This window comes from Candidatus Hydrogenedens sp. (assembly GCA_035361075.1).
Taxonomy (GTDB): domain Bacteria; phylum Hydrogenedentota; class Hydrogenedentia; order Hydrogenedentales; family Hydrogenedentaceae; genus Hydrogenedens.
In genome coordinates this window covers 602-26,652 of record DAOSBX010000026.1, presented here as the reverse complement: position 1 = coordinate 26,652, position 26,051 = coordinate 602, and the positions used below count along the sequence as shown (strand labels likewise).

Sequence of the window (26,051 nt, the reverse complement as noted above, 5' to 3'; positions counted from 1 at the left end):
GTATTCCTATGGGATGTTTAAAGAATACAAATAGGGATTACTTTTTCTCTTTGTCTATAATTTGTTGTAATTCATAAGGTATTGGAGTGGAGACGGGATAACCTAATTTTTCACGAAGTTGAATTGCATTAATCAAGGCTTTCCCTGCAAAGTGATTATTCATTAGAATGAACACACGCTTGGCTTTGGTTCGTATATTTTGAATTCGCTCAACCCATGGGTCTAATTCCTGTTCACTATAAAGGTAGTTATATCTTTCATCACGGCTGGATTCTTCTGAAAACCAATGTTCTGCATTTCTACCGTGGAAACGAACATAAGCAAATTCAGCAGTTACTTCCTCAGTAGGTGGTAGACAATAGGAATCTACTAAAGGTTGGTCTATATTACAGAAGGCTATGGCTCGTTGTCGAAAACCTGCTAAAACCTGTGGATGAAACCACGATTTATGGCGGAACTCTACCGCAACTGGTAAGGTATAGAGAGACGAGATAAGTTCAGCGAGGTATTTTCTGTTTTCAGGAGTGCGATGAAAACGGTATGGAAATTGAATGAGAATACAACCTAACTTATTCGCATTTAATATTGGTTCAATAGAGTGAACAAAGGAGTCTATATCTTGAGGTTCTAAATGCTCCTTTTTTTCATGGGTGAACTTATTCCACAGTTTTACTGTGAATAAAAAGTCTTTATCGCCCTCAACTTGTTTTACCCAGTTTTTACTCATGGATGGGTTTATAAGTCGATAATAAGTAACGTTTATCTCAATACAATTAATCCACTGTGCAAGGTAGCGGATAGGATGTGTGGTCTTTGGCAATGTTAATGGAAAAACAGTCCCTTTCCAATCTTCATACGACCAACCAGAAACGCCAATATAACATGGAGATAATCCTGTTGTTGGGTGATTATTTGATATTGTGGAATTCATGCTAATGTGAAAATGTATATCCTTTTTAGTTATCTTATCATTATGTTTATCTGTAATAACTAACTAATTATAATGAGAAACACAAGTGTAACCAGAAATAATATCATGGAATTATAAATATGATTCGAACAAAAGAAGAGATAAGACAGGAACAACTGGAAAAATTAAAATGGAAAGTGACTTCATATTTTTTTTGGAGTGCCCTTTTCCCGTTAGCAGTTTTTTTGCGTCTATATAGATTAGGCACATGGAGTTTATGGTATGACGAGTGTGCCTCTATTCAGTTAAGTAAACTGGTGGATAACAAACTTAGTTTCCTCTCGCCAATGTTAAATAATGAACCGCCTATGAACCCATTACTTACATTTATATGGGGGCATATACTTGGAGCCATTCGATTTTGGGAGTTGTATTCTGTTTGGGATGATTTTGCATGGCGATTGCTTCCCTGTTTTTGGAGTATCTTGTCCGTTATTGTGTTTTACCGAGTTTCGAAATGGATGCTGGACAGACCGATAGCGGTGGTTATAGCAACGTTGTTATTTGTTATTTCACCTTTTCAGATTTATTATGCACAAGAATTGCGAATTTATTCCTTTTATGTGTTGTTAAATTTATTAGGTCTTCTTTTCCTATTTCGTATTCTTTCAAAGAATGGATGGAAGGACTGGATTGGATTAGGTTGTATTTTTGTCCTGCTGATGTATTCCCATTATTTTAGTGTGTGGACAATTTTTATTACGAATTTATTTATCCTTGTTCTTATGGGTTTAGGTAGACGCAATTTGTTTCGAAAGTGGTTCTGGACCAATGTAGTTGCGGGCATATTTGTCTTGCCTGCTTTATATCTTGCGTGGGAGTTTCACCAAATTGTATCGAACATCCGTTATGTGTGGTATCCAAACCCGACAATAAAGACAGGACTTATCACGTGGAAAAACTTTTTTGCTGGTTATACATCGGACACGACTGTTTACTGGATATTATTTTGCCTGTCCTTGTTCTTATTTGTATATGGTTTATGGGCATACCGTAATCAACCTGAACAAGGGTTTTATGTCTTTCTAATGAGTCTTGTTCCTATCTTTATAAATGTTTTTTTCTGGGGGGCAAGGCATTTTTCCTTTTATGAACACCGATTGTTTATTTTTTCAGGGGTTGTTGCTTTGTTTGCAATCGCAAAAGGAATCCATGGGCTAAGATACAATGCAGTCCGAGGGGCAGTTTTATTTATTTTTATTCTTCTTACCAGTTCATGTTTGCTGGATTTTTATAATCAGCGGTTGCATCCTGTAGATATGCATCGACTGGGTGTTTATCATAAGGTTGATTTTCGAAGTGTAGGAAAGTGGGTTCGAGAACATTTTCAAGAAGGAGATATTATTATTTACCCGAGTCATTTTATGGCTCCTTCTATGAGGCACTATTTAGAGGATTATCCTCAATGTCGGGTAGGTATGAGTGCTATTGATGTTCAGGTGCATATCGATACATTTGGCAATCCAACACTGTTACAACATCATGGGTTATTACCCGTTCCGATTGAACAGGCAACAAGGAAATATAACCGTCTGTGGTTTCTGGAATCACATGGTATTACTTTTGAATACAAGCCACATACAGAACCTATTCGGAAATATCTTAATGAAAACTGGGAAAGAAAGGAATTTAAGATTTTCAGTGGTTTGAGTGTCACCTTGTATCAACGAAAAACTAACACTTCAGGATAGGACAAAAAATGGGAAAAAGTGTCTTCTGACTTAATTGGTGATGCTTTCTTTGTTGCTATGATGACGAACTTCTCGTAGTATATTTAGTTAAGACTAAATAAGGTTGAGTTTTTGTAATACCTGTTCAAGCCGTTTGTATTGGGGTTCACTCATAGGTACTAAGGGCAGACGTAGGATGTTCTTAATCATACCCATCCGTGCTAATACTGCTTTTACAGGCATAGGATTGGTTTCATAGAATAATGCTTTGAATAACGGCATGCACCGATAATGTATTTCACGTGCTTTGGCATAGTTTCCTTCTAAAGCAAGGGTGCACATGTGGGCAATCTCTGCAGGGACAACATTTGCAGCGACAGAGATAACACCCATTGCACCTACAGACATCATGGGCAGAGTGAGACTGTCATCACCTGACAAGACAGTAATATCGCATAGCGAAAGAATTTGAGAAACTTGGTCAACGCTACCGCCAGCTTCTTTAATACACACAATATTTGGCACTTTATTTAACTCTGCCACTGTTTCAGCTTCCAGTTTAATTCCTGTTCTACTTGGCACATTATAAAGCACAATAGGTATATCTACCTCTTTGGCAATGGCATGATAATGAGCAATAAGCCCTGCTTGTGTAGGTTTATTATAGTATGGGGTGATTAATAAAGCACCATCACATCCAACCTCTTTGGCATAGCGGGTTAAATCGATGGCTTCTGCAGTATTATTTGACCCTGTTCCTGCGACTATAGGAAGCCTACCTGCGACCCGTTCTACCACAAAACGAATACATTCTTTTTGTTCTTCATGGGATAACGTAGCCGCTTCACCAGTACAACCACAAGGGACTAAACCATGCGTTCCCTGCTGAATATGAAAATCTACTAACTTACCGTATGCATCAAAATCTACTTCAAAATTTTCCTTAAATGGTGTTACTAATGCGACCCATGAACCCTTAAACATAGTTATTCTCCTTATAGTGTTTTCATAGTTATTTTACTTAAAATGGACTCTCCTCTTCCTCTGCATATTGTTTTGAGGATGAATCAGGAGCACTTGACTCATCTACATCACTTATCGGGGAAAACAACTGATACCTACGGTAAAATGCTAAATGAATAGACCCTATTGGTCCGTTTCGTTGTTTTGCAATATCCAGCTGAATGTTTACAGGGTCTTTAACCTTCTTTTTATCAGCCTCTTTTTCACCTTTTTTTTCCTGTTTTCCGTGATGTAAAAAGAGCACAACATCAGCATCCTGTTCGATAGCACCAGATTCCCGCAGATGGGAAAGCTTTGGTATCGCTGACTCTCTTTCAGCCTCACGACTTAATTGGCATAATGTAAGGATAGGTATACCTAACTCACGTGCCAAACCTTTAATTTGTCGTGAAATTTCTGCAATTTCTACCTGTCGATTTTCGCCACGGTTTGCCACACTCATTAATTGTAGATAATCAATAATAATAAGTTTAACTTCGGGATGTTGTAATAAATGACGTCGCGCTTTTGAACGGAGTTCCATAATATTTATACTTGGTGTGTCATCTACATAAATATACGAATCTGCTAATTGCCCTCCAGCCTCAATAATATGGGCTAATGAATCCTTCGCCAGATTTGTTTTACGCAAAAACTGCCCATCTATTCTCCCAACCATGCAAATTAATCGTTGGATTAACTGCTCCTTCGCCATCTCCAAACTAAAGATTAACACGCCGTAGGGGTTGCCATCCTTATCCTGTTGGGATGCTACGTTTTTTGCGATATTTAATGCAAATGCTGTTTTTCCTACGGAAGGTCGAGCTGCAAGGACAATCATTTCCGAAGGTTGCAAACCACAGAGATAATAGTCAAGAATATCAAAACCTGTTGGTATACCTGTAATTACCTCTCCTTTTTTAATTCGGTCTTCAAGCCCTTTTACGATAGGTTGTACAATATCTTTAAACGAAAAGATGGGATTAATTTTCCGTTGTGCAGCAATAGTAAAGATTTCACTTTCTGCGTGGTCTACCAGTTCCTTAACAGGCGTCTGTGCTTCATACGCTCTGCCAATAATATAACTGCACCGTTCAATCAGGCGTCGTAACATTGCCATTTCGAGAACAATACTTGCATAGTAAGTAATATTTGCGGAGGTTGTTACAGAACTCATTAATTCGGTGATATACGAAGCACCACCTGCATCTGTTAATTGTTTTTTAGACTCGAGATGACTAATTACAGCATGAACGTCGGGTTTCTTCTTCTCATGGATTTCTATCATAGCATCAAATATTATTTGATGCGGAGTATAATAAAATAACCCTTCTGTGTTGAACCCGAAAACATCTAAGGCTTCTTTAAATGCTTCCGCATTTAAAAGTATTGCCCCCAATACATACCGTTCTGCTTCTATCGACTTTGGGGGCTCACGGTCAATCAGTCCCGGAAGTTTTTCAATGTTGCTTAATTTTTTCCGAGACGATGACATATCAATTAACCTTCATTATTCTCTGTCGAATTTTCATCCGTAAGCTGGCTTACCCAAACCTTCAATTCCGCAGTAACGCCACTTCCTAATTTTACTGGGACACAGAAGATACCTAACGTTTTTATGGGCTCTTCAAGAACAATCTGTTTGCGGTCAATGTCAAAATGCATTTTATGGAGTTCTTCTGCAATCATTGCGGACGTTACAGAGCCAAACAGTTTATCCTCATCTCCAGCTCGTATTTTGAACTCGATTGTAATGGCATTTAACTGTTTAGCTACCGACTCCATCTGTGCTTTCCGTTTTGTTTCGCGCCTCTGAATAATTTCAAAATGATGCTTGATTTCAGCAGCAGATGCGGACTGCACAGATACAGCTAATTTGCGCGGAATAAGATAGTTGCGAGCAAAACCATCGGCAACATTTACAGTTTCTCCGACCTTTCCTAACTTCTCAATGTCGCGACATAGTATCACTTTCATAGTCTTTCTCCCGAATATTAGAGTTTATTAATTATTCTTAATTATTTATTTATATTCATGCTATTATTTTTGGATTCATCCGATTGTAAAGTTGTGACAACACATTTCGGAATTCCCACCATGTATCAAAAAAGCCTACAGTGGCAAGGAGTGGAAAACCCCAAATACCGAAAACGAAAACAACAATAATCAATGTAATCACAATATTCCATTGGAATAGCGAGGCGCAAAATATAAGAATACTTAGCCCATTTAGCCAATAAACAAAGCTTAAACCTACTGCTAAATTGCGTACAATAATTCGTGGAATCTCACCTATTCCATAATGTTGGTCGTAGATTATGACAATTGCAGATAAAATTGCCAGCCAAACCAGATAATCTGTCGGTCGAATCTGAGCAAAGGTACCTAAATTGGGATTTTCCCAACAGTTTAAGCCATCTTCACATGGGAAGGTTCGTAACCGTGCTATTATAAGACCCAATATTATCAATGATAATAATAGGCTTTGTCCAAACATCAGTCCTAAATGGAAATCTTCCCAATGATAATCAAGATACTTTAACCCTTCGATAAAGGTCGTAGAGGAAGGTGGCATACTATCCGCTTGTTCTTTACTTAAATTGTTTATCTCGGCTATTCTCGCATTGACCGAAATTGAAATGTCTTTTCTCAACTCTTGCCAAAATAGCATAGTTACACATGTAAAGAGGAGAAATATGACACCCGTGGTAAGAATCAGGCAATGAGCCCATGAATATCTTCTTAATGCAAGTCCTAAGGAGATACTCAGCATTGCACTTCCAATAAAGGTTGCTAAGCTAATCAGAATGATTTCATATTCCCATGTTAATTCTTCTATTTCCGCTCCTAAAACAATTCCAAATGCTAATGCAACACATAATAGGAACGTACGTTTACGAGAACCTCTTGCCACTGTTGGTCCAATAAGTGCAACTGAAATCAGAGGGACAAAGAAAAAAAGTCCTTCTCCAACCATATAGGCTGTAATCAAGACAAGAAACAATATTTTCGCCAAAAAACCTGACATAATAAGATATCTTTAATTTTAGGAATACAAACGTATCCTTTTCTTTTATTCTGCGACAAAAGGAAGCAGTGCAATCTGTCGTGCTAATTTGATAGCACGATTTAACATTCGTTGTTGCTTCGCTGTCGCACCTGTAATCCGTCGAGGTATAATTTTTCCACGTTCAGTTATGTAATGTCTTAAAAGATTGGTATCTTTGTAATCAATATATACTATCCGTTCTAATGATAAACGACTCACCTTTTTGCGGAATATTCTCTTCTTCTTACGTCTTTTTAGTCGTTTCATTCGAATCTTTGATTTTGCTTTTGCAGAGATGTGTGCCATAAGACAATCCTCTTTATTATTTAAGTGTTTTTAGTTCAATTTAATTACAAATAGAAAATTTAGGTAAAAGAAAGGTTAAAACGGAACATCGTCTTCTGGAAAATGGTTGATGTTATTTTGAGGGGGAACTTTCCCCTGATTTGGGGAAGCATCTGGATACGAGCCTCTTTCCTCATCAGGTGGAAACTCCTCAACGTCGAAAGATTCACCTTCCGCGGGTACCCAATCGAGGGGACTAACTCGCCATGCAACGATTTCAAGACGTGACCGACGTTGCCCTGTAGCACGGTCTTCCCACTCATCCAATCTCAACCGACCTTCAACCAAAACAGGCCTACCTTTCCGCAATTGTTGACTTGCGTATTCAGCTTGACGGTCCCAAACCACAATGTTTGCAAAAACCGTTTCTTCTTTGAAACTTCCGTCTTTCATACGGTATCGACGATTGTGGGCTATGGTAAACCGCGCAACTGACCTTCTACTGGGTGTTGTGCGAAAATCAGGTTCACGGACTACCCGACCCGCAATCAGAACTATGTTTAAATCGGGAACCCTCACATCTGACATAATTCATCGTTCCTTTTTTAAGAGTTATTCCTCTTCCTCCTCATCCTCTTCAATATGAGTCGGAATTGGGGTAAGATTTTCTTTGTCTAAATCTGATTGCTGTCCATAGCCTGCTTCTAATAGCTCTTTGCGTCTCTGTTCTTGTTCCGCTTCCAGACGGAGCGTCTTCTCGTCAAAATACACGACGATGTAACGAATAATTTGTTCACTAAGGCGGAAATAATTTTCCAGTCGCGCTATAAAGTTGGGAGGAGATTGGAAACGTATCAAAATGTAGATACCTTCCGTAAACTTTTTGACCTTGTAAGCTAATCTCCGTCGACCCCATACTTCGGAGCGCACGATAACCCCTCCGCTCTTTACGACCAAATTCTCGGTCTCGCGGGCTATCGCCTGGACGTCATCGTCTTCCACTTCCGGGCTGACGATGAACAGCGCTTCGTAAGTTCGTAATGACATAAGATACTCCTCATTACGGTTTGGGTTTTAATGGTACGGATAAATAAAGAAACCATATTATATCAAAAGTAACTCTCACGAACAAACTGAAATTATAATATGGGAACTAAAATAAGAGGCTACTATGTTTATATATATTTATAACATAAGTTATATTTTCAAAGTCTCGGCAGGTTTAGGAATTTATAATAGAGAAATGCTCAATGCCAAATTGTCTGAAAAAAATAGGTAATAATACCTTTAAGAATTCGTCTTTGGTAGGACAGGAGGATGTACCAATTTCCTTTTGTAATGAGGTTACGGGTTTATCACTAATTCCACAAGGGACTATCCACTGATATGGAGTCAGGTCTACGGTAAGATTAATGCTAAACCCATGCCATGTAATTCCATTCTTAACACCGATGCCAATAGCACAAATTTTTCGGTCTTGAACCCAAACACCTGTTAAAGGTTTTAAGGTTGTGGCTTGGATGTGAAAGGTATGTAAGGTCTCAATAATGATGTCTTCCAGTTTACGTAGATATTGGTGAACTGTTATTTTATGTCGGTTAAGGTCTATGATGGGATAACCAACGAGTTGTCCTGGGCCATGATAGGTAATATCGCCTCCACGGTCTATATGATAGAAATCAATACCTCGTTCCCGACACAGATTTAGTGGAATTAGTAAATGCTCTTGTTTGAACTGTCTCCCTGCGGTGAATACTGGCAAATGCTCAAGTAGATAAAGGTATTCTGTATTAGAGCCCAAATGAAGGTTTTCTTTTTGTTCTAATTGGAGTTGATATATACTCTGATAGTCCTGTGGTTTATTAAAAATAACGACTTTGAATTCACAATCTTTCATCATTTTTATACGTTATCAGCTTCGGATAGTTTGGTAGTATCAATGGATATATTTTCTCGTAGATTTAATGGTATTCCAATTTCGTATGCAATACCTAATGGTTTTCGTTGGTAGGAACGTATCCACCCACGATGGGCTAATATAATGAAACGTAACGCGGAAAGTTCTATTCTTGTCCCTCCCTTTTTCCTATCAGCGTAGCTATCAGCCAAATCAATTTCTTCCGTGTTTTCCAGTGAGAACGGTTCAGCTCCTTCAATACGAAACACTATCTCTCCTTCCTTTTCATAGACCGAGAGACGAACCCAAATCCTCTGTTGTTCATATTGCCCCTCAACAGCATTGCGGATTAGATTGGATAAGGCACCAGCTAATTTTTCGCTATCTGCAAATATGAACCTGAGTGGTTTAGGTATCTCTTCTACATCGATAGTCGCATTATATTTCTTGATAATATTAGAGCAAAGCGAGATAGCCCGTTGAATAATATAATCAGTAGTTTGTTTCTCTATATTTATTTCTTTAAGTTTTGCAAAACTTAAATATCGAGCAATTAAAAGATTTATTTGCTCCGTTTCGCCTAATATATATTTCAAATTACTGACCAAATCTGAGTTAGTAGAGAACTTATCAATTAAAAATTCAGTAATTCCTGAAATAACACTTAAAGGATTACGAAATTCATGTACCATTTCCGCTGTCAATTCGCCGATGTGTTCTAATTGTTTATACATTTCTAATTCTTGTTGAATCTTTTCAATATCTGTTAAATCGGTAAATAAAAATACAACCCCGAGAAGGTTGCCTTCCTCCATGATTGGAGAGCCATTTAAGCCCAAAACTATGTCTTTACCTTGTCCAGAAATAATTATTCTTTTTCGTATAACGGGTTTTTTACTTGCGAGTATCTCACAATAGATATTTACGAAAGGAGATAACTCTTTGACTTCGAAGATATTACACTTTTGCAAATCTATTTCTTGAGGTAGTTTTAGAAATCTTACTGCGGATGGATTTGCAATTAAAACGCTTCCATCCTTATCTACGATAATAATGCCACTTTCTAATTGTTGTATAACCTGTGTTAATAATTCATTCATATTGTATTCATAACCTAAATAATTTAATGTTTATATTTTATTTATTAATGAGAGAGGTTTTGCGATTTTTCTTTTTCTGACCTTAATGTTTCGAAAATCTCTGTTAGTCGTACAAAATCGTCCCAGGTGAGTGTTTCAGCTCGCCGTGTAGGGTCAATTCCTGCAATTTGAAGCCCTTCCAGAACCGATGACATTGGTAATTGCAACAAGGGAGATTTCCCTAATGCATTTTTAAGGTTCTTTCTCCGTTGTGAGAAGCAAGCATGAATAACCTGTAATACATGTTTCCGTTTTTCGAGCGATATTATAGGTGGGTTAATCTTTCGTAAACGGACAATACAACTGTCCACCTCTGGACGTGGGACAAAACAGGTTCGTGGAACAAAGTGGACTAAATCCACATGGTAAAGGGATTGAATTGCCAAACTCAGAACTCCATAGTCCTTTGTCCCAGCAATAGCAGACATTCGTGCACCAACCTCATATTGGACCATAACCACAATTCGTTCAAAATTTACAGAGCACTCTAAAAAATGAAATAATACTGGGGTTGTAATGTAATAAGGGAGATTTGAAAGCATTTTGTAATGGCTTGCACCTGGTAAAAATGTATCTATCAAATCTGAGATTTCGTGATTTAGAATATCTCCCCGAAATAATTTTACATGTGGTAAATGACCAAAACGGTTTTCCAGACAAGGCATAAAAGAAGGGTCTATTTCTACGGCTAAAACTCTACCTGCATAGTGAACAATATGCCATGTTAAAGCACCCAGTCCAGCGCCTACTTCTATGACAGCATCTTCTTTGTTTAACCCTCCCGCTTCAATCATAATGCGGTGAATATTATCATCTAAAAGCAAATTCTGTCCTAATCGCTTTTTAAGTCGTATGTTATACTGCCTGCACAAATCTCTAAGGGGAGGCTTATCTACATGGACAGAACTATTATGGGGAGCAGATATACAAGGTGCGTTTTCTATTTCCCGGTGATTTTGATTTTTCATAGAGTTATAATATCACGGACTATCTACCATTGTAAACATAAATTTGGCTTTTGCAGAAACAGGAATTTCAATACGGAAAGGAACCTTAACATTCCCTTTCTCATCTTTTGCATCCTTCGGTAATTTCATAGGAATTGTTATCATAACCTGCGGTATAAAAGACGGGTCTAACGGTTTATTTTGTGAATAATATTCAGCTGGGGCGTTTATAATAATATAACTCGGTTCACCCGCTTTATATTCTTCCGAAGGAAATTCAAATTGCCCTGCAAAGACCCAGAGGTCTTTGTTCTTATCTGGGCGTGTTATCGTTCCACTTAGTCCAAATGAACCTTTAATCGAAAAACCGTCATCTCCGACTAAGGGGGATTGTTGAATAGAAAATGGGATTCCTGCTCCAGGCATACCAAAGCGAATTGTTGACTTGTTTACTTTTTGTTTGTTCTTTTCGTCAGGTTTCGCCGATTCGTTATCCTTGGTAGTAGGTGGTGCTGTTTCCTGTATAGGTGTTGTAGATGAAGTCGGACTTACACCTGATATTTCTGATGGTTGTCCTGAATTTGTCTCAACCTTTATATCTCCTTGTGGTGGTGTACTCGGAATACAGGCACTAAATAAAGTAGAAAATATAACTATAAACAAAGATACAAATACAAAAAAACATGATTTCATAAATGAACCTCTCTAACTTAAAATTCTATATTAAACGTATATTATAACGAAAAATGTATATTAAGAGATACTTACATTCTTTGTTTATAGATAATTGGAACCTCACAATAAACGAAAATAACCTACGAGTGGATGCGGACGGATTTAAAAAACGTTTTTATGGAGAGATTTTGTTTATAGTTTTCTTTATTAATTTGAAGAGGTATACAAGGATATAGATACTCATGGAGGTAAGGACGATAACGGGCCCAGCGGGTAGGTCAAGTTTATAACTGCCCATGAGTCCTATAGTACTGGTCAACATACAAAGGATAATGGAGCCCAACATTAATAATGAGAGACGTGATACAAATTGCTCTGCAATTAGTACGGGAAGAGACAATTGAGCCAAGACAAGAATAATTCCAACCATAGGCATCATCATCACCACTGTAACCGCAGACATAATTAGTAAAAGCATATTCAGAAACATGACAGGAACATTCCTCACACGGGCAAATTCCTCATCAAAACAATAAGCCCAGAACTGAGGATAATATACAAAAGCAATAGCAAGAATGATAATATCCAAAAAGATAAGATTCTTTATTTCATTCTTTGTAATAAGCATGGTGCTACCGAAAAGATAACTCATCGGGTCAACATAGCCAGGGGTATATGCTAAAAATACCATCCCTATCGCCATCCCAACAGCCCAGATGGCACCGATAACCGCATCTTGTCTCCCTGTAATGTATTTAGATACCAAAGAAATAATAATAGCGGATAGTATACCTGCGAATAGTGCCCCATAAAAAGGTGTAATAAAGCCTATCTGGTATCGATGTTGAAGGAATAGAGCCAAACCGACCCCAGCAAGCACAGAATGAGATATGGCACCTACCAATGAAACCATATTTTTAGTAACAACATACGAGCCGACGATGCCGAAACTAATACTTGCCAATATCCCCGATACAAAGACATATCTTAGAAATGGAAAATTAGGGTCAATGAATGTATGCCATAGTTCATTCATGGTTATGTCGCTCCTGAGTGTGAATAAATCCATGATGAACCAACTCAATATGGCTACCGTACAATTCTCGGATAATCGCACCAGTAAGCTCATTTGTTGGATGTTTCTGGACGGTTCTATTAACGCACACAACTGTATCTACATATTCGGAAACAACCCCTAAGTCATGGGAAACCAAAATAACTGTTAACTCACGGCTAATTTGCTTCAATAAATCCATCAAATTCTTTTCTGCAACTGTATCTACATGTGCTGTAGGTTCATCAAACAGAAGAATTTTCGGCTGGCTCACTAGGGCACGGGCAATTAATACACGTTGGCGTTGGCCTCCTGAAAGATTACAAAACATTTCTTTCGATAATGAACCTAACCCCACAATATCTAATGCATCTCGGGCTTTTTCCCTCGCAGAGGCTGAAAAACGTAGCCATTGCTGTTTGTGGACTAACCCCATTAAAACGACTTCTAATACGGTCGCTGGGAAAGACATATCTAACTGGAAATATTGTGGTACATAGCCGATTCGGTCACGATTTCTCTCTGGTTTCTCACCAAAAATGAGGATATTCCCTTTTTGAGGTTGTAAAAGTCCTAACATGAGTTTTAATAGGGTCGTTTTGCCACTGCCGTTAGGACCTATAATAGAAACAAATTCCCGAGCAAATATATCCAGATTTACATTTTCAAGGATATACTCTTTTTGATAAGTAAAATACATATCCCGTATACAAACCGCTGGAATAGTATCCCCTTTTTTAGGTAATGTGGTTGATGAATTACTTGTTGTTATTCTTTCTGTCATAATGTTTTTTAAATCTCTCTTTCTTATTTATAGGAATCGGATATTTTCTCCGCAATGAACAAAAATTGATTTAACACATCCCGTTCAAAATCGTTCATCACCTCCACTCTCCCTCCAATAGCATTTGCAATAATCTCTGCGGGTTTTGGGTCAAATTGAGGTTGAATAAAAATTACCCGAGTCCCTTCTCTCTTCATCTGTTCGAATAGTGTTTGCATTTGTTTTGGCGATGGAGTCTTCCCTTCCATCTCAATATAAACCTCGTGCAAACCATACGATTCCGCAAAATAACCAAAAGCAGGATGATATACAAAAAAACGTTTTCCTTTATGAGGCAATAATATCTCTTTGATTTTTTTATCTATCTCTTCAAGGTCACTTAGCCATTTTTTATAATTCACCTGATATACATCTTTCTTTTCGGGATTATTCCTGACTAACGTTGAGTATATAGTGAAAGACATTATCTTTAAGTTTTCGGGACTAAGCCAACAATGCAAATCATTATTTCCTCCATACTGTTGAGAAAGCCTATGTTCGTAGTGAGAATGAATACGCTCTTCCCGCCAGTGGACATTCTGCGTAACATCCACACATTGCACATTGTTTTTCGTGGTTTCCAATGTTTTTACAATCTTCAATTCGTAAGGAAAGTTGGTATGAAAAAATGCTTTGGCATGTGTCAGTTTCTGCAATTGTGATGGGGATATATCAAAGGTATGAGGATTCACATTGGAAGCACATATTACCTGCACCTGCTCCTGTGGAAGTATAAGACGGTCAAGAATCCCTGCAACTGGTGGAATCCCTGCATAATAAACGTTCCCTTCCTCTATTGCCCATAAACAAAATGGGCTGAATAAATTAAAAACCAGTGCAAAAAATATACAAGTATACAATCGCATTTTCATGGGTTAGTAAGCCTTGTTACTTCTTTGGTGTATGAGTGCAGGTTAAATGTCGTTGATTGCATTCTTTGCAAATAACAACCTCGTGATGTTTTAAAAAATTCTGTAAATGATTTCTCTGTGATGCTGAAATCAAACCTGTTCCACCACACAGAGGGCAAACATTATCCAGTGCCATTAAAATAGCATTGCGAATAAATTCAGAGCGGTTCGTCATTCCTTCTAATGCCTCCCAAAGGGCTTTGTCTGCTTTGAATGAAATAACTTGCGGTTCAGAACTCATAGTCATTATTACTCCTTTAACTTTGTTTATAGAAAACGCAGGTAATACATTGTAATACCATATCCATATATAAAATGTCAATTAGAACTTATACACACGTGTTAGTAATTTCTGAGCATCTTTAAATAAATTGACACGAAAACTATAAGTACATGAATTTCAACAGCCCTCAAATGATTTTCATATTATATTCATTTTTTGTTCATGATGAATTGAATAGATGGACAAACAGCATTATCAAAAGAATATCAAAATAGTAAAGCAATACTATCTCTTGCATACCAATATTTGGGCATCATTTCTTGCCTGTTGAATAATTTGCAAGTCATGGCTAAAATCGATAAATTTAAGGTCAGACATACCTGCTTGTCGTAAGCCACCAAGTTCACCGTGCCCGCGGAGAAGCAGGTCTTGTTCAGCAATTTCAAATCCATTATTTGTTTGACATAGAATTTTTAATCGTTCGATACCAGCGGAATTAAGGGAGGTAGGTACCAAGAAACAAAACGAATCATAAGAACTTCTCCCAACTCGACCGCGTAATTGGTGAAGCTGAGCAAGTCCAAAACAATCAGCATTTTCTATAACAAGTGTAGTAGCATGTGGAATATCAACACCAACCTCAATGACTGTGGTACAGAACAAGACATCAATTTCTCCTTTTCCAAGGCGATTCATTACCTCTGCTTTCTCATTAAAAGATAACCTCCCATGGAGCAAGTCTGTTCGTAATGTTGAAAAAGCACCGTTACGCAGTGTTTCATAGATATTGAATAAAGGTTTAAGGTTCTCCTTATGAGTTGATTCCTCAATGCTTGGGCAAACCCAATAGGTGGCAAAACCGTTCTGAGCCTGCTTTATTATAAAGTTCAGTAAATCCTCTCTTTTTTCTTCACGGACAATATGAGTCTTAACAGGTTTTCTACCTGATGGTAATTCGTCAATGATACTAATATCCATACCTCCATAAACAGTTAGGGCGAGAGTTCGCGGAATAGGTGTTGCAGTGAGATATAAAATATCGGGAGCCTGACCCTTCATTCGCAATTTTTTCCTCTGCATCACTCCAAAACGGTGCTGTTCGTCAATTACGACCAACCCTAAATTTTGGAACTGTGTCGTATCCTGAATTAAAGCATGGGTTCCAATGACAATATTTACCTTACCATTGGCTATCTTTTGACGTATTTCTTTAGCATTCCTTACAGAACCTGTGAGTAATGCTACCTGAACAGGTAGGACGTTAAGGAAATGTTGAATATTTAAATAGTGTTGTTCTGCCAATATTTCAGTAGGAGCCATTAAAACAGTTTGATAGCCACTATCTACAGCAGAGAGTAAGGCATGTACAGCCACCAGTGTTTTGCCACAACCGACATCGCCTTGAATAAGCCTCAGCATTTGTTTATTTGAACTCATATCATGTAATACTTCATCTATAACCCGTTTCTGTGCATTAGTCAAACTAAAGGGAAGGCTTTTTTGGAATGTTTTAAGAAGTGAACCATTAATTCTATGTCTACATATATGTTCTGATGCGAGGTTTGTTGTTCTCCATGTTAACCATTCTTTTTGTAATTTCAACACTTCATCATAGGCTAAACGTTGGCGTGCCTGTTCTATCTCTTCGATAGAATCTGGGAAGTGTAGTTTTCTTATGGCATCTTGTAACGTCATAAATCCACGGGCATTGATGAATTCTTCAGATAATGTATCATCAATTAAAATTTGCGTCAATACTTCATAAATCCATCTACGAAATGAGCGAAGCGAAATACCCTCAGTTACGGTGTAAATAGGCACTAAACGGGAAGTGTGGATGCTCTCTTCTTCAGGAACATACTCTTCATACTCTGGATTATTCATCACGAATCTGGAATTAAATTTTTCGATAGAACCGTATAAGAAAAATTTCTTTCCCGTTTGAAACACATAATTAATAAGATAGCCTCTTCCCCAAAAAATTGCCTCTAAGTTGCCCGTATCATCTTTGAACATAACCCGTGCTTGTTGAATACCTTTCGATAGAAAAATACGCCTTGCCTTTTCAACCGTTACCAACAAGGTATATTTATTGCCGTTTCTAATTGAGTTAATGGTGCAAATATTTCTTCGGTCTTCATACCTACGAGGTGGGTAGAGCAATAGGTCCTTCACGGTATAAATACCCATCTGATTTAGTCGCCGTTCACGGCTTTTACCAATTTCTGGAAGTTCTGAAATTGATACATCCCAATGATGTGGATATGTAGATGCGAGATTCTTTTTTGCACCCATTGAAACATTCCTGTAATACTAAATGTCATTCTTGTTATAGAATATTATATTCTTTCTTTTTAGATTGCTTCCCGTCATAAACAAATCAATCACAGGAGTATAGAACATGAAACGGAAAATTAAATTTCTTCTACCTGTCCTATTTGTTATTGTTGTGTTAATCGCTGGATTTTATTTTTGGTTATACCCGATACGTGGACCAAAAGAGAACGTGGATGTGCAAAAGGCTTTTTTAGAAGAAGTGGAAGGCACAAAGGTTCTTCACTTAAAAGGAACACCTTATGAAATGGGGTTTCAACGTGGTGTATTGCTGAAAGATGTGGTTCGTAAAAGTTTAACACGATTTGACGAACTTCTGGAATTGGCAAAAAGGGAAGTGGGACTACCAAAATTTGCGGCGAAGTTAATTTTAGACATAACATGGCGTTTATGTTCACCTCATATTCCACCAAGATATGAACGTGAACTGGAAGGATTGGCTGATGGTGCAGGTGTAAAATTGCAGGATTTACGGAGAGTTCATGTCGTTTCTGTTATTACAGAACGGGGTTGCAGTTCTTTTGCAGTGTGGGGAGAAGCAACTACCGATGGCAAATTATATCATGGCAGAAATTTCGACTGGATTATGGAAGCAGGTATTCAGGACACTGCAGTCCTCTTTTGTTATGAACCTGAAGGGCTAAACTCTTTTGTTTCGGTTGGCTATGCCTGTGCAATCGGGGTATTGTCAGGAATGAACATGCGTGGCGTATCCATCGCTCAAATTGGTGCAACCAACAAAGACCGACGTATTGATGGCATTCCACTGGAATTCTTACTCCGCCGTATCCTTGAAGAGGCTTCAACATTAGATAAGGCCTCCGACATTATCAAATCTGCACGGCATACCGTTGGATATAACTATGTAATTGCGGATGGAGATGATAATCGTGCACTGGCATTTGAAACCTGTGCTCATCATGTCGCTATTTTTACCGATAATGACCCAAAGGAAACTGTTGAGTATGCTATTCCCATCCCAAATGCAGTTATGCGTGCAGATGAGGCAATGGACCCGAGAATTCGCTCCTTACAAACCTGTGCCAATGCACCAAACATGCCTTACGGTTCTAATTCTTATGACCACCGATACAAAGGGATGGCAACACGGATTAAGGAAAATTACGGCAAGATTGACCAGAACATAGCCCTTGAAATCCTGAAGGCTGTTGCAATGGTCAATGTTAACCTTCATAGCGTTTTATATTGCCCGACAGACCTTGAATTATGGGTAGCACACGCTAAAGGGAAAGAAGACGCCGCAAAACAACCATACATCCATTATAAGATGAAAGAACTATTCGATCCCAACCGCAAAAATAATGCAAAAATCATTCAATAAATTATAACGTATTATCATAAATTTATTTCCATCTGCCATTTAATATTTCATCTTGAAATAGATTACAGTAAAATCTACGGACCATGGCGACAGCGTGTTGTATACAAGCCTGTAGAATGTGCACATACTGAATTTTGTACGCTACAAGGGACTTTTTACTTTAGAACTGTATTTAATATTAATAGTTTTTTAAAGAGGGGACAAATGAAGATTCAAACGGATGTGTTGTTGTGAATACTTTTTTTTAGAACTCGTTATTTAATTCCACCTTCTGTAAACAAAGCTATAACAATAGACGTGTGATTTGACCTATCCATTAACTTATTGTAACCTGTAAAGTAATGTTGCAGAAGAATCCTCCACTATCCTACCGTTCAAGCATTCAGCTAATTCATTGGTTTTCGATGTATATGGGCGGGTAAATCATTGTTTTATCTCCTCTTAATAACCACATGCCTATACAAATACCGAAATACATTTCCTTTATTCCCCTTTGGAATGAACAGTTTTGATACCGCACTAAACCATCAATCCCCAGCCCCGTACTATGCCTCACCTAACATAACATATTACCGACTCCTACGACAGATTAGACACCACCTTTAACTGATGGAGACGAAATGACCTGTCTGTTAATTTCTCTCTATGCTTCCACTAACATACTGTTTGTGGCTTAACCTCAACTGCTTCACAAAACCCATCACGGATTCCTTTAACTTCTTTATTATCTTGCCCAGTTAAGCCATTGTTTTAGCATTAGGTTGATATTTCATCCCAGCCATATCCACCGCTCCTTGTTTTCCTGTTATTATTTGCCTATTCTCTTTCTTATTTCTAAATACCTGTAAAGTTTACTTTTTACATAATAAATTTCTATGTATGGTATTATTAAACCCATTTGATAGAAAAGATAATAAAGGAAAAACTGTTTATGTCAAATTTTAATAAGTTCTTTGAACAAAGCGAAAATAATGAAGAAAATTATTTTTCTTATATTTTACTATCATTGTTAGTGAAAGTGTCCCTTTATAGTTTTCCTGGGATTTGCTTTCTTATGACTGCCTTCTTATTTTTGCCGTCGTTGGTGGATGAGTTATTAGGTGCAGGGCGAAAACCGATTCCACATTTATCCTGGGGAGAAGCAGGACCAAAATGGAATGATGAGGTTCTACTAAATAATGAGAATGGAAAATTGTCTTATAATAATGATTATGCAAAAGAATTCATAGAATCGGTTGCGAAGAAACCTTTGGTAAAGGCGGAAAAAAGAAGCAGTTCACCGTATATATGCCTGGCAAAACTTGCCTGTGGTAAAGATGTAGAAGAAGTAAATAAATATTTGCAGGAATTGAAACCTTGGTCATACAGCGGTTCTTCATGGTTTTTGTTTAAAGGGGATTATGATTTTACGGAGGTGGTGCTTACGAGGATTATGTATCTTTTTGGAGATAATCCGAAATTGATTTACCAGGAGACATTGGAACATGTGCTTAATGTCGGGTTAGTAGAAGAAGGAGGAAAGCCGAGAATTGCTGTTCCCAAATCCCTGGGTTGGGTTCGTGATACAGAAAACCATCATTTGATGACGGAAAGTAGTAGGTATTTGAAAAATCAGTGGCTATTTAAATATGGAAGTTCCACAATTACACCTGGGAAGCCCGAATATGATAACAAAACTAATGGTTTGGAGAGGTGGCTTATTGATTATCTTGAAGATATGCTTATGAATGGTGAATATGAGTTTAATTCCATTCCTTACTTGTTATATGCGGTTCAGGCATTGCTAAATCTGGAAGAATTTCCTGATTCGACAGAGATAAGGGTTAGAGCACATAAGGTATTAGATAGTATTAATTGGAAATATGCATTAGGTAGTTTACAGTTCCGTAGATGTGCCCCTTTCCGTCGTAGATTTGAATATGCCGATACGACATCTTTAGTGATTGACCCACATACTGCATTAATGCGATGGTGGTGTCTGCCTGAAAGCGATAATGCCCCGGGCAAGGAAATGACCCGACATTCCCGAATTCTTTTTGCTGTATTATCTCCATACACTGTCCCTCCTATTGTGAAGAAGTGGGCAAGTGAAAAACCTCATGATTATTTTGTTCAGATAGGTTATGGGGAAAATGGAACTCCTGAAATATACAGTGGAGGGACGGAATATCTAATTAGTGCAGGAGGAGTATATAGAGGTCTGCGAGCCATGATTATTCCGAGACCTACAACCTTATTATTAAATGATAGAGAAGTAGACATTAATAAATGCTTTCATATAAAAGGCAAGGGCAAATGGTGGTGCTGGAACAATACAGGTGTTTACAAAAGATTTGCAGTAGGAAATTCCCCCGTATCTATTCCACCACAATATACTCCCGTTGCTCAGAAGGAAGCGTGGTTCGTTTTTGCACCTGAATGTGCAAGTGGTTTGTATGTTTGTGTTTATAATGATGAGAAATTTGGTTTATTGTATTTACCCGATAGAAATAACCTTTCTCCCAACAAATTGTTATCAGAACTCATCAACAAAAATCCTTCGAGAGAAAAAATATATTCATCCTTCGTGTTTTTAGATGATAATAAAATCGAATACGATGTTAACGCACCTGCGGGAATGTGGGTGATTAAATCCATCAATGGTGAAACAATTAATAGAAATTGCGATACATGGTCCCGCTGGAATGGTAATATCCCCACAGAATTATATACGCATTAGCAGTATTTGCCTGCCATACTACTTGTAATTACAAAGGTATTATCAACATCCTTACATGTGTGTTTATCGCGTACATTCTACGTATAGGATTAGTGAACCACTATGTTAAGATAGAAGATAGATGCAATTACATCAGTTTCATAAAAATAACATCAAACTATTACAACAAAATAGAGAGGTTGGTTAAATCTGATATTTAATTTGACGTTAATAGGGATACTACAAATGAAACAAAAAGATGATTTCAATGAAGGTAAAATTGTGACTTATGAATTTCCAAATGGACCTGAAATTCAAGTTAAACCTGAAAAAGACACTATTTGACTTGATCCACATTTAATTGCAAAACTTTTTGAAATTGATAGGACAATTATTGCCAAACATATCAAAAATATATACAAATCAAATGAGTTAAACGAAAAATCAACCTGTGTAAAAATTGCACAGGTTTCCTCTGATGGAAAAATTAGAAAGATGAACCTATATAATTAGACATGATTATTTCTATTGGTTATCGTGTTAATTCAAAAAAAGTAACATAATTTCATATCTGGGCAACTAAAACGCTTAAAGAACCTCTGGTTAAAGGTTATACGATAAATGAAGAAAGGCTTCTACTTATAAGGAGATAGCAGAATGATAAGAACTCTATTAAAGATACACAGACTAATAATGATTTGCTTATTTGTCATATCTTTGCCATGTTTCTCAGACAAGATGGTATATTTGAGTGATATGCCAGAGCGTATTATTTCGATTACACAGGGCTGGGGAGAGACGGGCTGGGATGTCTCTGCACATGCTTCAGGGCAAACTCCAATGGAGTTGCAAATAGGGGAGAAAAAATATCAGAAAGGTATAGGACATCATGCAGTAGGAGAGATTGTAGTTGATTTAGGTGGTAAATATAAACATTTTGAATGTGAAGTGGGGGTTCAAAAACAAAGTGGGACAAATACAGGCAGTGTGATTTTCCAGATATTTGTGGACGATGAGAAACGCTGGGACAGTGGTGTAATACGGGAATTAGATTCTCCAGTGCCTGTTAAGATTAACTTAGATAACGCCCGTGAACTGCGTCTTGTGGTTAAAGATGGGAATGATGGTATTACCTGTGATTGTGCAAACTGGGCAGATGCAAAATTGATTTTAACGGGAAATGAAGAAAAAACAAACAAAGATAATAATCTAGATATTGCATCGTTTGCAGATGTGATTACCTGCGACCCGAGAAGATATGAAGGGGCTCGTTGTTCCAGAGTAGAAGAGTTCCCGCCAGAGGATGTGTTTTTGGAGAAAAAAATAACTTTACAGGAAAGTGGATTATACGAAGTCCCAGATTACGAAGGATTAAAATGTATTGGATTGCGTTGGTATGAAAGACGAAAATTAACAGATCTTGAAATTGAATTTGCTGATGATAATACCCCCTCAAAAATCAGAGTAGAAGTCTGGACAGGAGAATCTCCATGGCAGGGGAAATGGCAAAATGTAAATGGTGAGATTGAAATGAAAGGGACCCAATGTGCTTTGCATATACCATGGCGGGATAATCTTTTTATCTGGAAAGGCACAGAAAAAGTTAGATGGGTCTTTGAAACTGACAAACCACTATATATAAAAAAATTGAATGCATATAGCAATTCATACTGGGAAAAAACCGTTATAAGATTGGAAAAAGAAAAAAACGATACAAATACTCAGGCAACCCTTCAGATTTATAATGGAAAGTTTTTAGAATCGTTACATCCGTTAAATCAAATATGGAAACTTCCTGAGCCATTAACACTTAATCTCCTTTATAGTGTCCCTCGAAGTGATAAAGGGGATAGAACCCTGTTATGGATTCGTTTGCCAGATACAAAGTTTTGTATTGCAGTTGAGGACATCATGAGCCATCCCTGTGTTTATGTGCCTTCTGCAGGTGTTTTCGCAGTTTTACAATCTTCCTCTCTTACAATAAATGAATACAAAAAGACGATAGAAGGCAAGCAAAGTGTTCTTGATAGCGTCCGTTCTCTTCCAGAACAAACTTTTCCAAATGCCATGGAAAAGATTCACCGTCCCATTCAGGATAATGGACCCACGATGCTATCCCTTGCGTGTGATAATAATAAATTCATTGTGGAGAGAGAAGGTTCTATCCAGTTTAACGACCTTTTTATGAAGGTTCGTATGGGGAATACCGACAAATTAAAACGCACTCTTTATAATGCCTGGCTCCCTATCCCTGTAATTGAAAAAAATGATAACGGCATTACATATTTTTTAAGAACCTTTGTTGCTCCCTATAAAGAAAAAAAATCTTTGTGTATTTCGGATTTTGAAATAAAAAATAATGATGTGAAAGAAAAAACTCCAGATTTCTCTCTTTCTTTTTACTCCAACAAAAAAGAGGGAATAAAAGCAGAATTAGAAAAGAAACATAATATTATAGTTGTAAAGAAGCAAGAGAAGATAGTAGGTATTTGCAAAATAGAGAATTCAATTGGGGAAATAAGTGGAGAAAATATTCTTATAAACCATCCAATATCTCCAGGGTCATTTATCAAATTATTTGTCATCATCCCATCAGATATAAATATAGATATAAAAGTATTAGAGCAAATAAAAGAAGAAGAACTCCTGGGAGAAACAGTGAAATACTGGGAAAACTTATGTGCAGACTCAATGAAAATAGATATACCTGAACCCTTACTTAACAATGTTATTAAAGCATCGCAGGTGCACTGTTTAATTGCAGGACGTTCCGAAGAGGATTTAATTGCTCCATGGATAGCCTCTATGTCATACGGTCCATTAGAAAGTGAAGCTCATTCCATTGTATATGGAATGGACCTTATGGGCTGGCATGAGTTTTCGAAGAAATCTCTGGAATACTTCATAAGCAAGTATAATGATGCAGGTTATCTGACCACAGGGTATACATTAATGGGAACAGGCTGGCATTTATGGACATTAGCCGAACATTACCGACTTACAAGGGATAAAGAATGGTTAACAAAATATGCGGATAAACTATCCCGAGTTTGCGATTGGATAATGGCACAGTGTGAGAAAACGAAAAAAATGGAAGGAAATGGAGATAAAGTGCCAGAATACGGGCTTATGCCACCAGGTGTTGGCGCGGATTGGAATCGTTTTGCATATCGGTTCGCTATCCAGGGACATTTTTGTGCAGGACTTAATGGAGTGGGTTCCATATTAAAAGATATAAACCATCCATTAGCAGATAAATATATAGAAGGAGCAAAGGATTTAAATGCATCTATTTTAAGAGCATTCGAATGGAATAAGGAGAGAACACCTGTATTACCGCTTTCAAATGGGAGATGGATTTTACCCTATCCACCTAACTTATATACCTTCGGCACCTCCGGTGAAATGTTTCCCGGAGAAGATGCCGGCAGAAGTTGGGCGTATGATGTTGAATTAGGACCGCATCATCTAATCCCTCTCGGTGTACTGGAGCCATACAGCAACGATGCGGAAAACATTGTCCAGCACATGGAAGATTACTGGTTCCTCCATTCCGATTACTGGTTCGCTTTTAGTGGTGAAGGAGATTATCCAGAAGAAGGAAATAAACAAGACCCATTCAATTTGGGGGGATTTTCAAAAATCCAACCCTATTACACGCGAATAGCGGAAACTTATGCTATGCGAGACGAAATAAAGCCTTTTATCCGTTCTTATTTTAATGCTATTCCTTCATTATTGAATACTGAAAACCTGTCATTCTGGGAACACTTTCATAATATCGGAGCATGGAATAAAACACATGAAACGGGTTGGTTCCTTGTTCAAACACGAAAAATGTTTATCCGTGAAGATAAAGATGTTCTCTGGTTGGCACCATTTGTTCCATCCTATTGGCTCGAATCAGGAAAGCAAATTACAATTACAAACGCCGATACCTACTTCGGCAAAGTAAGTTATGATTTATATTCATTAGATAACAATGAAATAGATGGGAATGTATATCTCAAAAAAGATGTGGATTTCAGCAAAATAATACTCAGAATCCGACATCCTTCCAATAAATCCATTAAAAAGGTCTTAGTAAATGCTACCGAATACGCTAACTGGGATACCCAATCAAGTGTTGTCTATCTATTCCCTACCCCCAGTAAGATTGAAGAAAAATGGGTTATTAAATGTATGTTTTAATAAATTTATATACATTATAAATTATATTTTTATTTATCAAAATATTATTAATTCACATAGAATAATTTTTAGAGAAATGCTTTATTAGAGAGAATAAAAAAAGAAGAGAAGCAGTTGAGATAATGGAAATAGCAAAGATATCAGCAGAGGAAGAGAGCGCTTACAGATACCTGCAAGCACTCAGACTGCTCAAAACGTACCCGCATTGTCCGTACTACCAATTCAAACGAATAGGTTGGATAAAAAGATGCATATACAAGTGCAACTCCTGCGGTTACAAATGGTCACCAAGAAAAAGTAGCATTTCAGAGAATACCCGAATTCAGTATAATCTTAGAAAAGATGATTTTATGAGTTAATCTTAACCTCAATCCTATTACTGGATTTACGCAGAAGAGAAAAGGAATGTAAGTAAAAATCTTATGTGTTCGCTTTAAATGAAGCAGAGCAAAAAACGATTACGTTTGTTATATTTTAGTTCTACCTACGCTTTATCCTAAGATTACGTTACCTATTTTTCAACAATATCTATCTCAAGTAGGAAGACTTCGTTACCACGGCCAGCGAGAGTATGCAAATGTGTAGGCGAGTCGAAGACAAGGTTGCTACCTGTTAGAACAACCCCGTATTCTTTGCCTTCCACTCCGTCTACTACTACTACCCACTTACCCCCACGCTTAGCGGAATACGCCACCCTACGACTATCAGGACTGAAAATAAGAGAACCTGCTCCAATCCCATCATATTCCTTGCCTTCTACCCCGTCTACCACTACAACCCACTTATCCCCACGCTTAGCGGAATACGCCACCCTACGACTATCAGGACTGAAAATAAGAGA

22 protein-coding genes are annotated in these 26,051 nt (G+C 37.6%); 4 read left to right on the top strand and 18 right to left on the bottom strand.

From position 1 onward, the window contains the following. Nucleotides 1–37 precede the first annotated feature (37 nt). Nucleotides 38–931, bottom strand: coding sequence for a DUF72 domain-containing protein (locus PLJ10_09005; protein HOK09785.1), 894 nt, complete (start codon nucleotides 929–931; stop codon nucleotides 38–40). Between the two features lie 119 nt (nucleotides 932–1,050). Here PLJ10_09005 and PLJ10_09000 point away from each other — a divergent pair, with 119 nt between their 5' ends. Next, on the top strand, nucleotides 1,051–2,661 hold the full coding sequence (locus tag PLJ10_09000; GenBank protein ID HOK09784.1) for a glycosyltransferase family 39 protein: 1,611 nt from the start codon (nucleotides 1,051–1,053) through the stop codon (nucleotides 2,659–2,661). Nucleotides 2,662–2,754: 93 nt separating this feature from the next. Here PLJ10_09000 and dapA read toward each other — a convergent pair whose 3' ends face one another. The 16 genes from dapA to recG form a co-directional block, all read right to left on the bottom strand. Then, nucleotides 2,755–3,624: a 4-hydroxy-tetrahydrodipicolinate synthase gene (gene dapA, locus PLJ10_08995; protein ID HOK09783.1), complete on the bottom strand. Its 870-nt coding sequence runs from the start codon at nucleotides 3,622–3,624 to the stop codon at nucleotides 2,755–2,757. Nucleotides 3,625–3,661: 37 nt separating this feature from the next. Beyond that, entirely contained in the window at nucleotides 3,662–5,137 is a 1,476-nt protein-coding gene (gene dnaB, locus PLJ10_08990; GenBank protein HOK09782.1) for a replicative DNA helicase, read from the bottom strand. 5 nt (nucleotides 5,138–5,142) lie between these two features. Then, complete coding sequence (rplI, locus tag PLJ10_08985) at nucleotides 5,143–5,619, bottom strand: 50S ribosomal protein L9 (GenBank protein ID HOK09781.1); 477 nt, start codon at nucleotides 5,617–5,619, stop codon at nucleotides 5,143–5,145. Between the two features lie 55 nt (nucleotides 5,620–5,674). Next, the gene (locus PLJ10_08980) at nucleotides 5,675–6,670 is read right to left on the bottom strand and encodes a hypothetical protein (protein ID HOK09780.1); all 996 of its coding nucleotides are present in this window, start codon (nucleotides 6,668–6,670) and stop codon (nucleotides 5,675–5,677) included. A gap of 45 nt (nucleotides 6,671–6,715) precedes the next feature. Then, nucleotides 6,716–6,997, bottom strand: a complete 282-nt coding sequence (rpsR, locus tag PLJ10_08975) for a 30S ribosomal protein S18 (GenBank protein ID HOK09779.1) — start codon at nucleotides 6,995–6,997, stop codon at nucleotides 6,716–6,718. Nucleotides 6,998–7,072: 75 nt separating this feature from the next. Further along, nucleotides 7,073–7,564, bottom strand: coding sequence for a single-stranded DNA-binding protein (gene ssb / locus PLJ10_08970; GenBank protein HOK09778.1), 492 nt, complete (start codon nucleotides 7,562–7,564; stop codon nucleotides 7,073–7,075). A gap of 24 nt (nucleotides 7,565–7,588) precedes the next feature. Then, a complete protein-coding gene (gene rpsF, locus PLJ10_08965) occupies nucleotides 7,589–8,023 on the bottom strand; it encodes a 30S ribosomal protein S6 (protein ID HOK09777.1) in 435 nt (144 codons plus the stop codon). A 175-nt stretch (nucleotides 8,024–8,198) separates the two neighbouring features. Then, a complete protein-coding gene (lipB, locus tag PLJ10_08960) occupies nucleotides 8,199–8,876 on the bottom strand; it encodes a lipoyl(octanoyl) transferase LipB (GenBank protein ID HOK09776.1) in 678 nt (225 codons plus the stop codon). A gap of 2 nt (nucleotides 8,877–8,878) precedes the next feature. Then, nucleotides 8,879–9,973 carry a histidine kinase dimerization/phospho-acceptor domain-containing protein gene (locus tag PLJ10_08955; GenBank protein ID HOK09775.1) on the bottom strand — a complete coding sequence of 365 codons (1,095 nt, stop codon included), beginning with the start codon at nucleotides 9,971–9,973 and terminating at the stop codon, nucleotides 8,879–8,881. A gap of 44 nt (nucleotides 9,974–10,017) precedes the next feature. Continuing rightward, on the bottom strand, nucleotides 10,018–10,980 hold the full coding sequence (gene rsmA / locus PLJ10_08950; GenBank protein HOK09774.1) for a 16S rRNA (adenine(1518)-N(6)/adenine(1519)-N(6))-dimethyltransferase RsmA: 963 nt from the start codon (nucleotides 10,978–10,980) through the stop codon (nucleotides 10,018–10,020). A 12-nt stretch (nucleotides 10,981–10,992) separates the two neighbouring features. Then, the gene (locus PLJ10_08945; protein HOK09773.1) at nucleotides 10,993–11,652 is read right to left on the bottom strand and encodes a hypothetical protein; all 660 of its coding nucleotides are present in this window, start codon (nucleotides 11,650–11,652) and stop codon (nucleotides 10,993–10,995) included. Between the two features lie 157 nt (nucleotides 11,653–11,809). Continuing rightward, nucleotides 11,810–12,670 carry a metal ABC transporter permease gene (locus PLJ10_08940; GenBank protein ID HOK09772.1) on the bottom strand — a complete coding sequence of 287 codons (861 nt, stop codon included), beginning with the start codon at nucleotides 12,668–12,670 and terminating at the stop codon, nucleotides 11,810–11,812. After that, nucleotides 12,663–13,472 carry an ABC transporter ATP-binding protein gene (locus tag PLJ10_08935; GenBank protein ID HOK09771.1) on the bottom strand — a complete coding sequence of 270 codons (810 nt, stop codon included), beginning with the start codon at nucleotides 13,470–13,472 and terminating at the stop codon, nucleotides 12,663–12,665. The genes PLJ10_08940 and PLJ10_08935 overlap by 8 nt, the downstream gene beginning before the upstream one ends. Nucleotides 13,473–13,495: 23 nt before the next feature. Next, complete coding sequence (locus PLJ10_08930; protein ID HOK09770.1) at nucleotides 13,496–14,383, bottom strand: zinc ABC transporter substrate-binding protein; 888 nt, start codon at nucleotides 14,381–14,383, stop codon at nucleotides 13,496–13,498. A gap of 16 nt (nucleotides 14,384–14,399) precedes the next feature. After that, nucleotides 14,400–14,663 (bottom strand): CopG family transcriptional regulator, encoded by a 264-nt coding sequence (locus tag PLJ10_08925; protein HOK09769.1) that lies wholly within the window; start codon nucleotides 14,661–14,663, stop codon nucleotides 14,400–14,402. 267 nt (nucleotides 14,664–14,930) lie between these two features. Beyond that, nucleotides 14,931–16,940, bottom strand: coding sequence for an ATP-dependent DNA helicase RecG (gene recG / locus PLJ10_08920; protein HOK09768.1), 2,010 nt, complete (start codon nucleotides 16,938–16,940; stop codon nucleotides 14,931–14,933). Between the two features lie 106 nt (nucleotides 16,941–17,046). On the opposite strand from recG, the gene PLJ10_08915 reads away from it, so the two are divergent. From PLJ10_08915 to PLJ10_08905, 3 genes are all read left to right on the top strand, one after another. Continuing rightward, the gene (locus PLJ10_08915; protein HOK09767.1) at nucleotides 17,047–18,321 is read left to right on the top strand and encodes a C45 family autoproteolytic acyltransferase/hydrolase; all 1,275 of its coding nucleotides are present in this window, start codon (nucleotides 17,047–17,049) and stop codon (nucleotides 18,319–18,321) included. Nucleotides 18,322–19,252: 931 nt separating this feature from the next. Continuing rightward, nucleotides 19,253–21,040, top strand: coding sequence for a hypothetical protein (locus PLJ10_08910; GenBank protein ID HOK09766.1), 1,788 nt, complete (start codon nucleotides 19,253–19,255; stop codon nucleotides 21,038–21,040). 636 nt (nucleotides 21,041–21,676) lie between these two features. After that, nucleotides 21,677–25,210, top strand: a complete 3,534-nt coding sequence (locus PLJ10_08905) for an NPCBM/NEW2 domain-containing protein (protein HOK09765.1) — start codon at nucleotides 21,677–21,679, stop codon at nucleotides 25,208–25,210. Nucleotides 25,211–25,721: 511 nt separating this feature from the next. On the opposite strand, the gene PLJ10_08900 is transcribed toward PLJ10_08905, so the two are convergent. Next, a partial coding sequence (locus PLJ10_08900; protein ID HOK09764.1) for a hypothetical protein occupies nucleotides 25,722–26,051 on the bottom strand: 330 nt, incomplete at its 5' end.

Bases quoted from the DNA above. Each gene is read 5' to 3' on its own strand.
- PLJ10_09005 (HOK09785.1), bottom strand. From the start codon at position 931: ATGAATTCCACAATATCAAATAATCACCCAACAACAGGATTATCTCCA.
- PLJ10_09000 (HOK09784.1), top strand. From the start codon at position 1,051: ATGATTCGAACAAAAGAAGAGATAAGACAGGAACAACTGGAAAAATTA.
- dapA (HOK09783.1), bottom strand. From the start codon at position 3,624: ATGTTTAAGGGTTCATGGGTCGCATTAGTAACACCATTTAAGGAAAAT.
- dnaB (HOK09782.1), bottom strand. From the start codon at position 5,137: ATGTCATCGTCTCGGAAAAAATTAAGCAACATTGAAAAACTTCCGGGA.
- rplI (HOK09781.1), bottom strand. From the start codon at position 5,619: ATGAAAGTGATACTATGTCGCGACATTGAGAAGTTAGGAAAGGTCGGA.
- PLJ10_08980 (HOK09780.1), bottom strand. From the start codon at position 6,670: ATGTCAGGTTTTTTGGCGAAAATATTGTTTCTTGTCTTGATTACAGCC.
- rpsR (HOK09779.1), bottom strand. From the start codon at position 6,997: ATGGCACACATCTCTGCAAAAGCAAAATCAAAGATTCGAATGAAACGA.
- ssb (HOK09778.1), bottom strand. From the start codon at position 7,564: ATGTCAGATGTGAGGGTTCCCGATTTAAACATAGTTCTGATTGCGGGT.
- rpsF (HOK09777.1), bottom strand. From the start codon at position 8,023: ATGTCATTACGAACTTACGAAGCGCTGTTCATCGTCAGCCCGGAAGTG.
- lipB (HOK09776.1), bottom strand. From the start codon at position 8,876: ATGATGAAAGATTGTGAATTCAAAGTCGTTATTTTTAATAAACCACAG.
- PLJ10_08955 (HOK09775.1), bottom strand. From the start codon at position 9,973: ATGAATGAATTATTAACACAGGTTATACAACAATTAGAAAGTGGCATT.
- rsmA (HOK09774.1), bottom strand. From the start codon at position 10,980: ATGAAAAATCAAAATCACCGGGAAATAGAAAACGCACCTTGTATATCT.
- PLJ10_08945 (HOK09773.1), bottom strand. From the start codon at position 11,652: ATGAAATCATGTTTTTTTGTATTTGTATCTTTGTTTATAGTTATATTT.
- PLJ10_08940 (HOK09772.1), bottom strand. From the start codon at position 12,670: ATGAATGAACTATGGCATACATTCATTGACCCTAATTTTCCATTTCTA.
- PLJ10_08935 (HOK09771.1), bottom strand. From the start codon at position 13,472: ATGACAGAAAGAATAACAACAAGTAATTCATCAACCACATTACCTAAA.
- PLJ10_08930 (HOK09770.1), bottom strand. From the start codon at position 14,383: ATGAAAATGCGATTGTATACTTGTATATTTTTTGCACTGGTTTTTAAT.
- PLJ10_08925 (HOK09769.1), bottom strand. From the start codon at position 14,663: ATGAGTTCTGAACCGCAAGTTATTTCATTCAAAGCAGACAAAGCCCTT.
- recG (HOK09768.1), bottom strand. From the start codon at position 16,940: ATGGGTGCAAAAAAGAATCTCGCATCTACATATCCACATCATTGGGAT.
- PLJ10_08915 (HOK09767.1), top strand. From the start codon at position 17,047: ATGAAACGGAAAATTAAATTTCTTCTACCTGTCCTATTTGTTATTGTT.
- PLJ10_08910 (HOK09766.1), top strand. From the start codon at position 19,253: ATGTCAAATTTTAATAAGTTCTTTGAACAAAGCGAAAATAATGAAGAA.
- PLJ10_08905 (HOK09765.1), top strand. From the start codon at position 21,677: ATGATAAGAACTCTATTAAAGATACACAGACTAATAATGATTTGCTTA.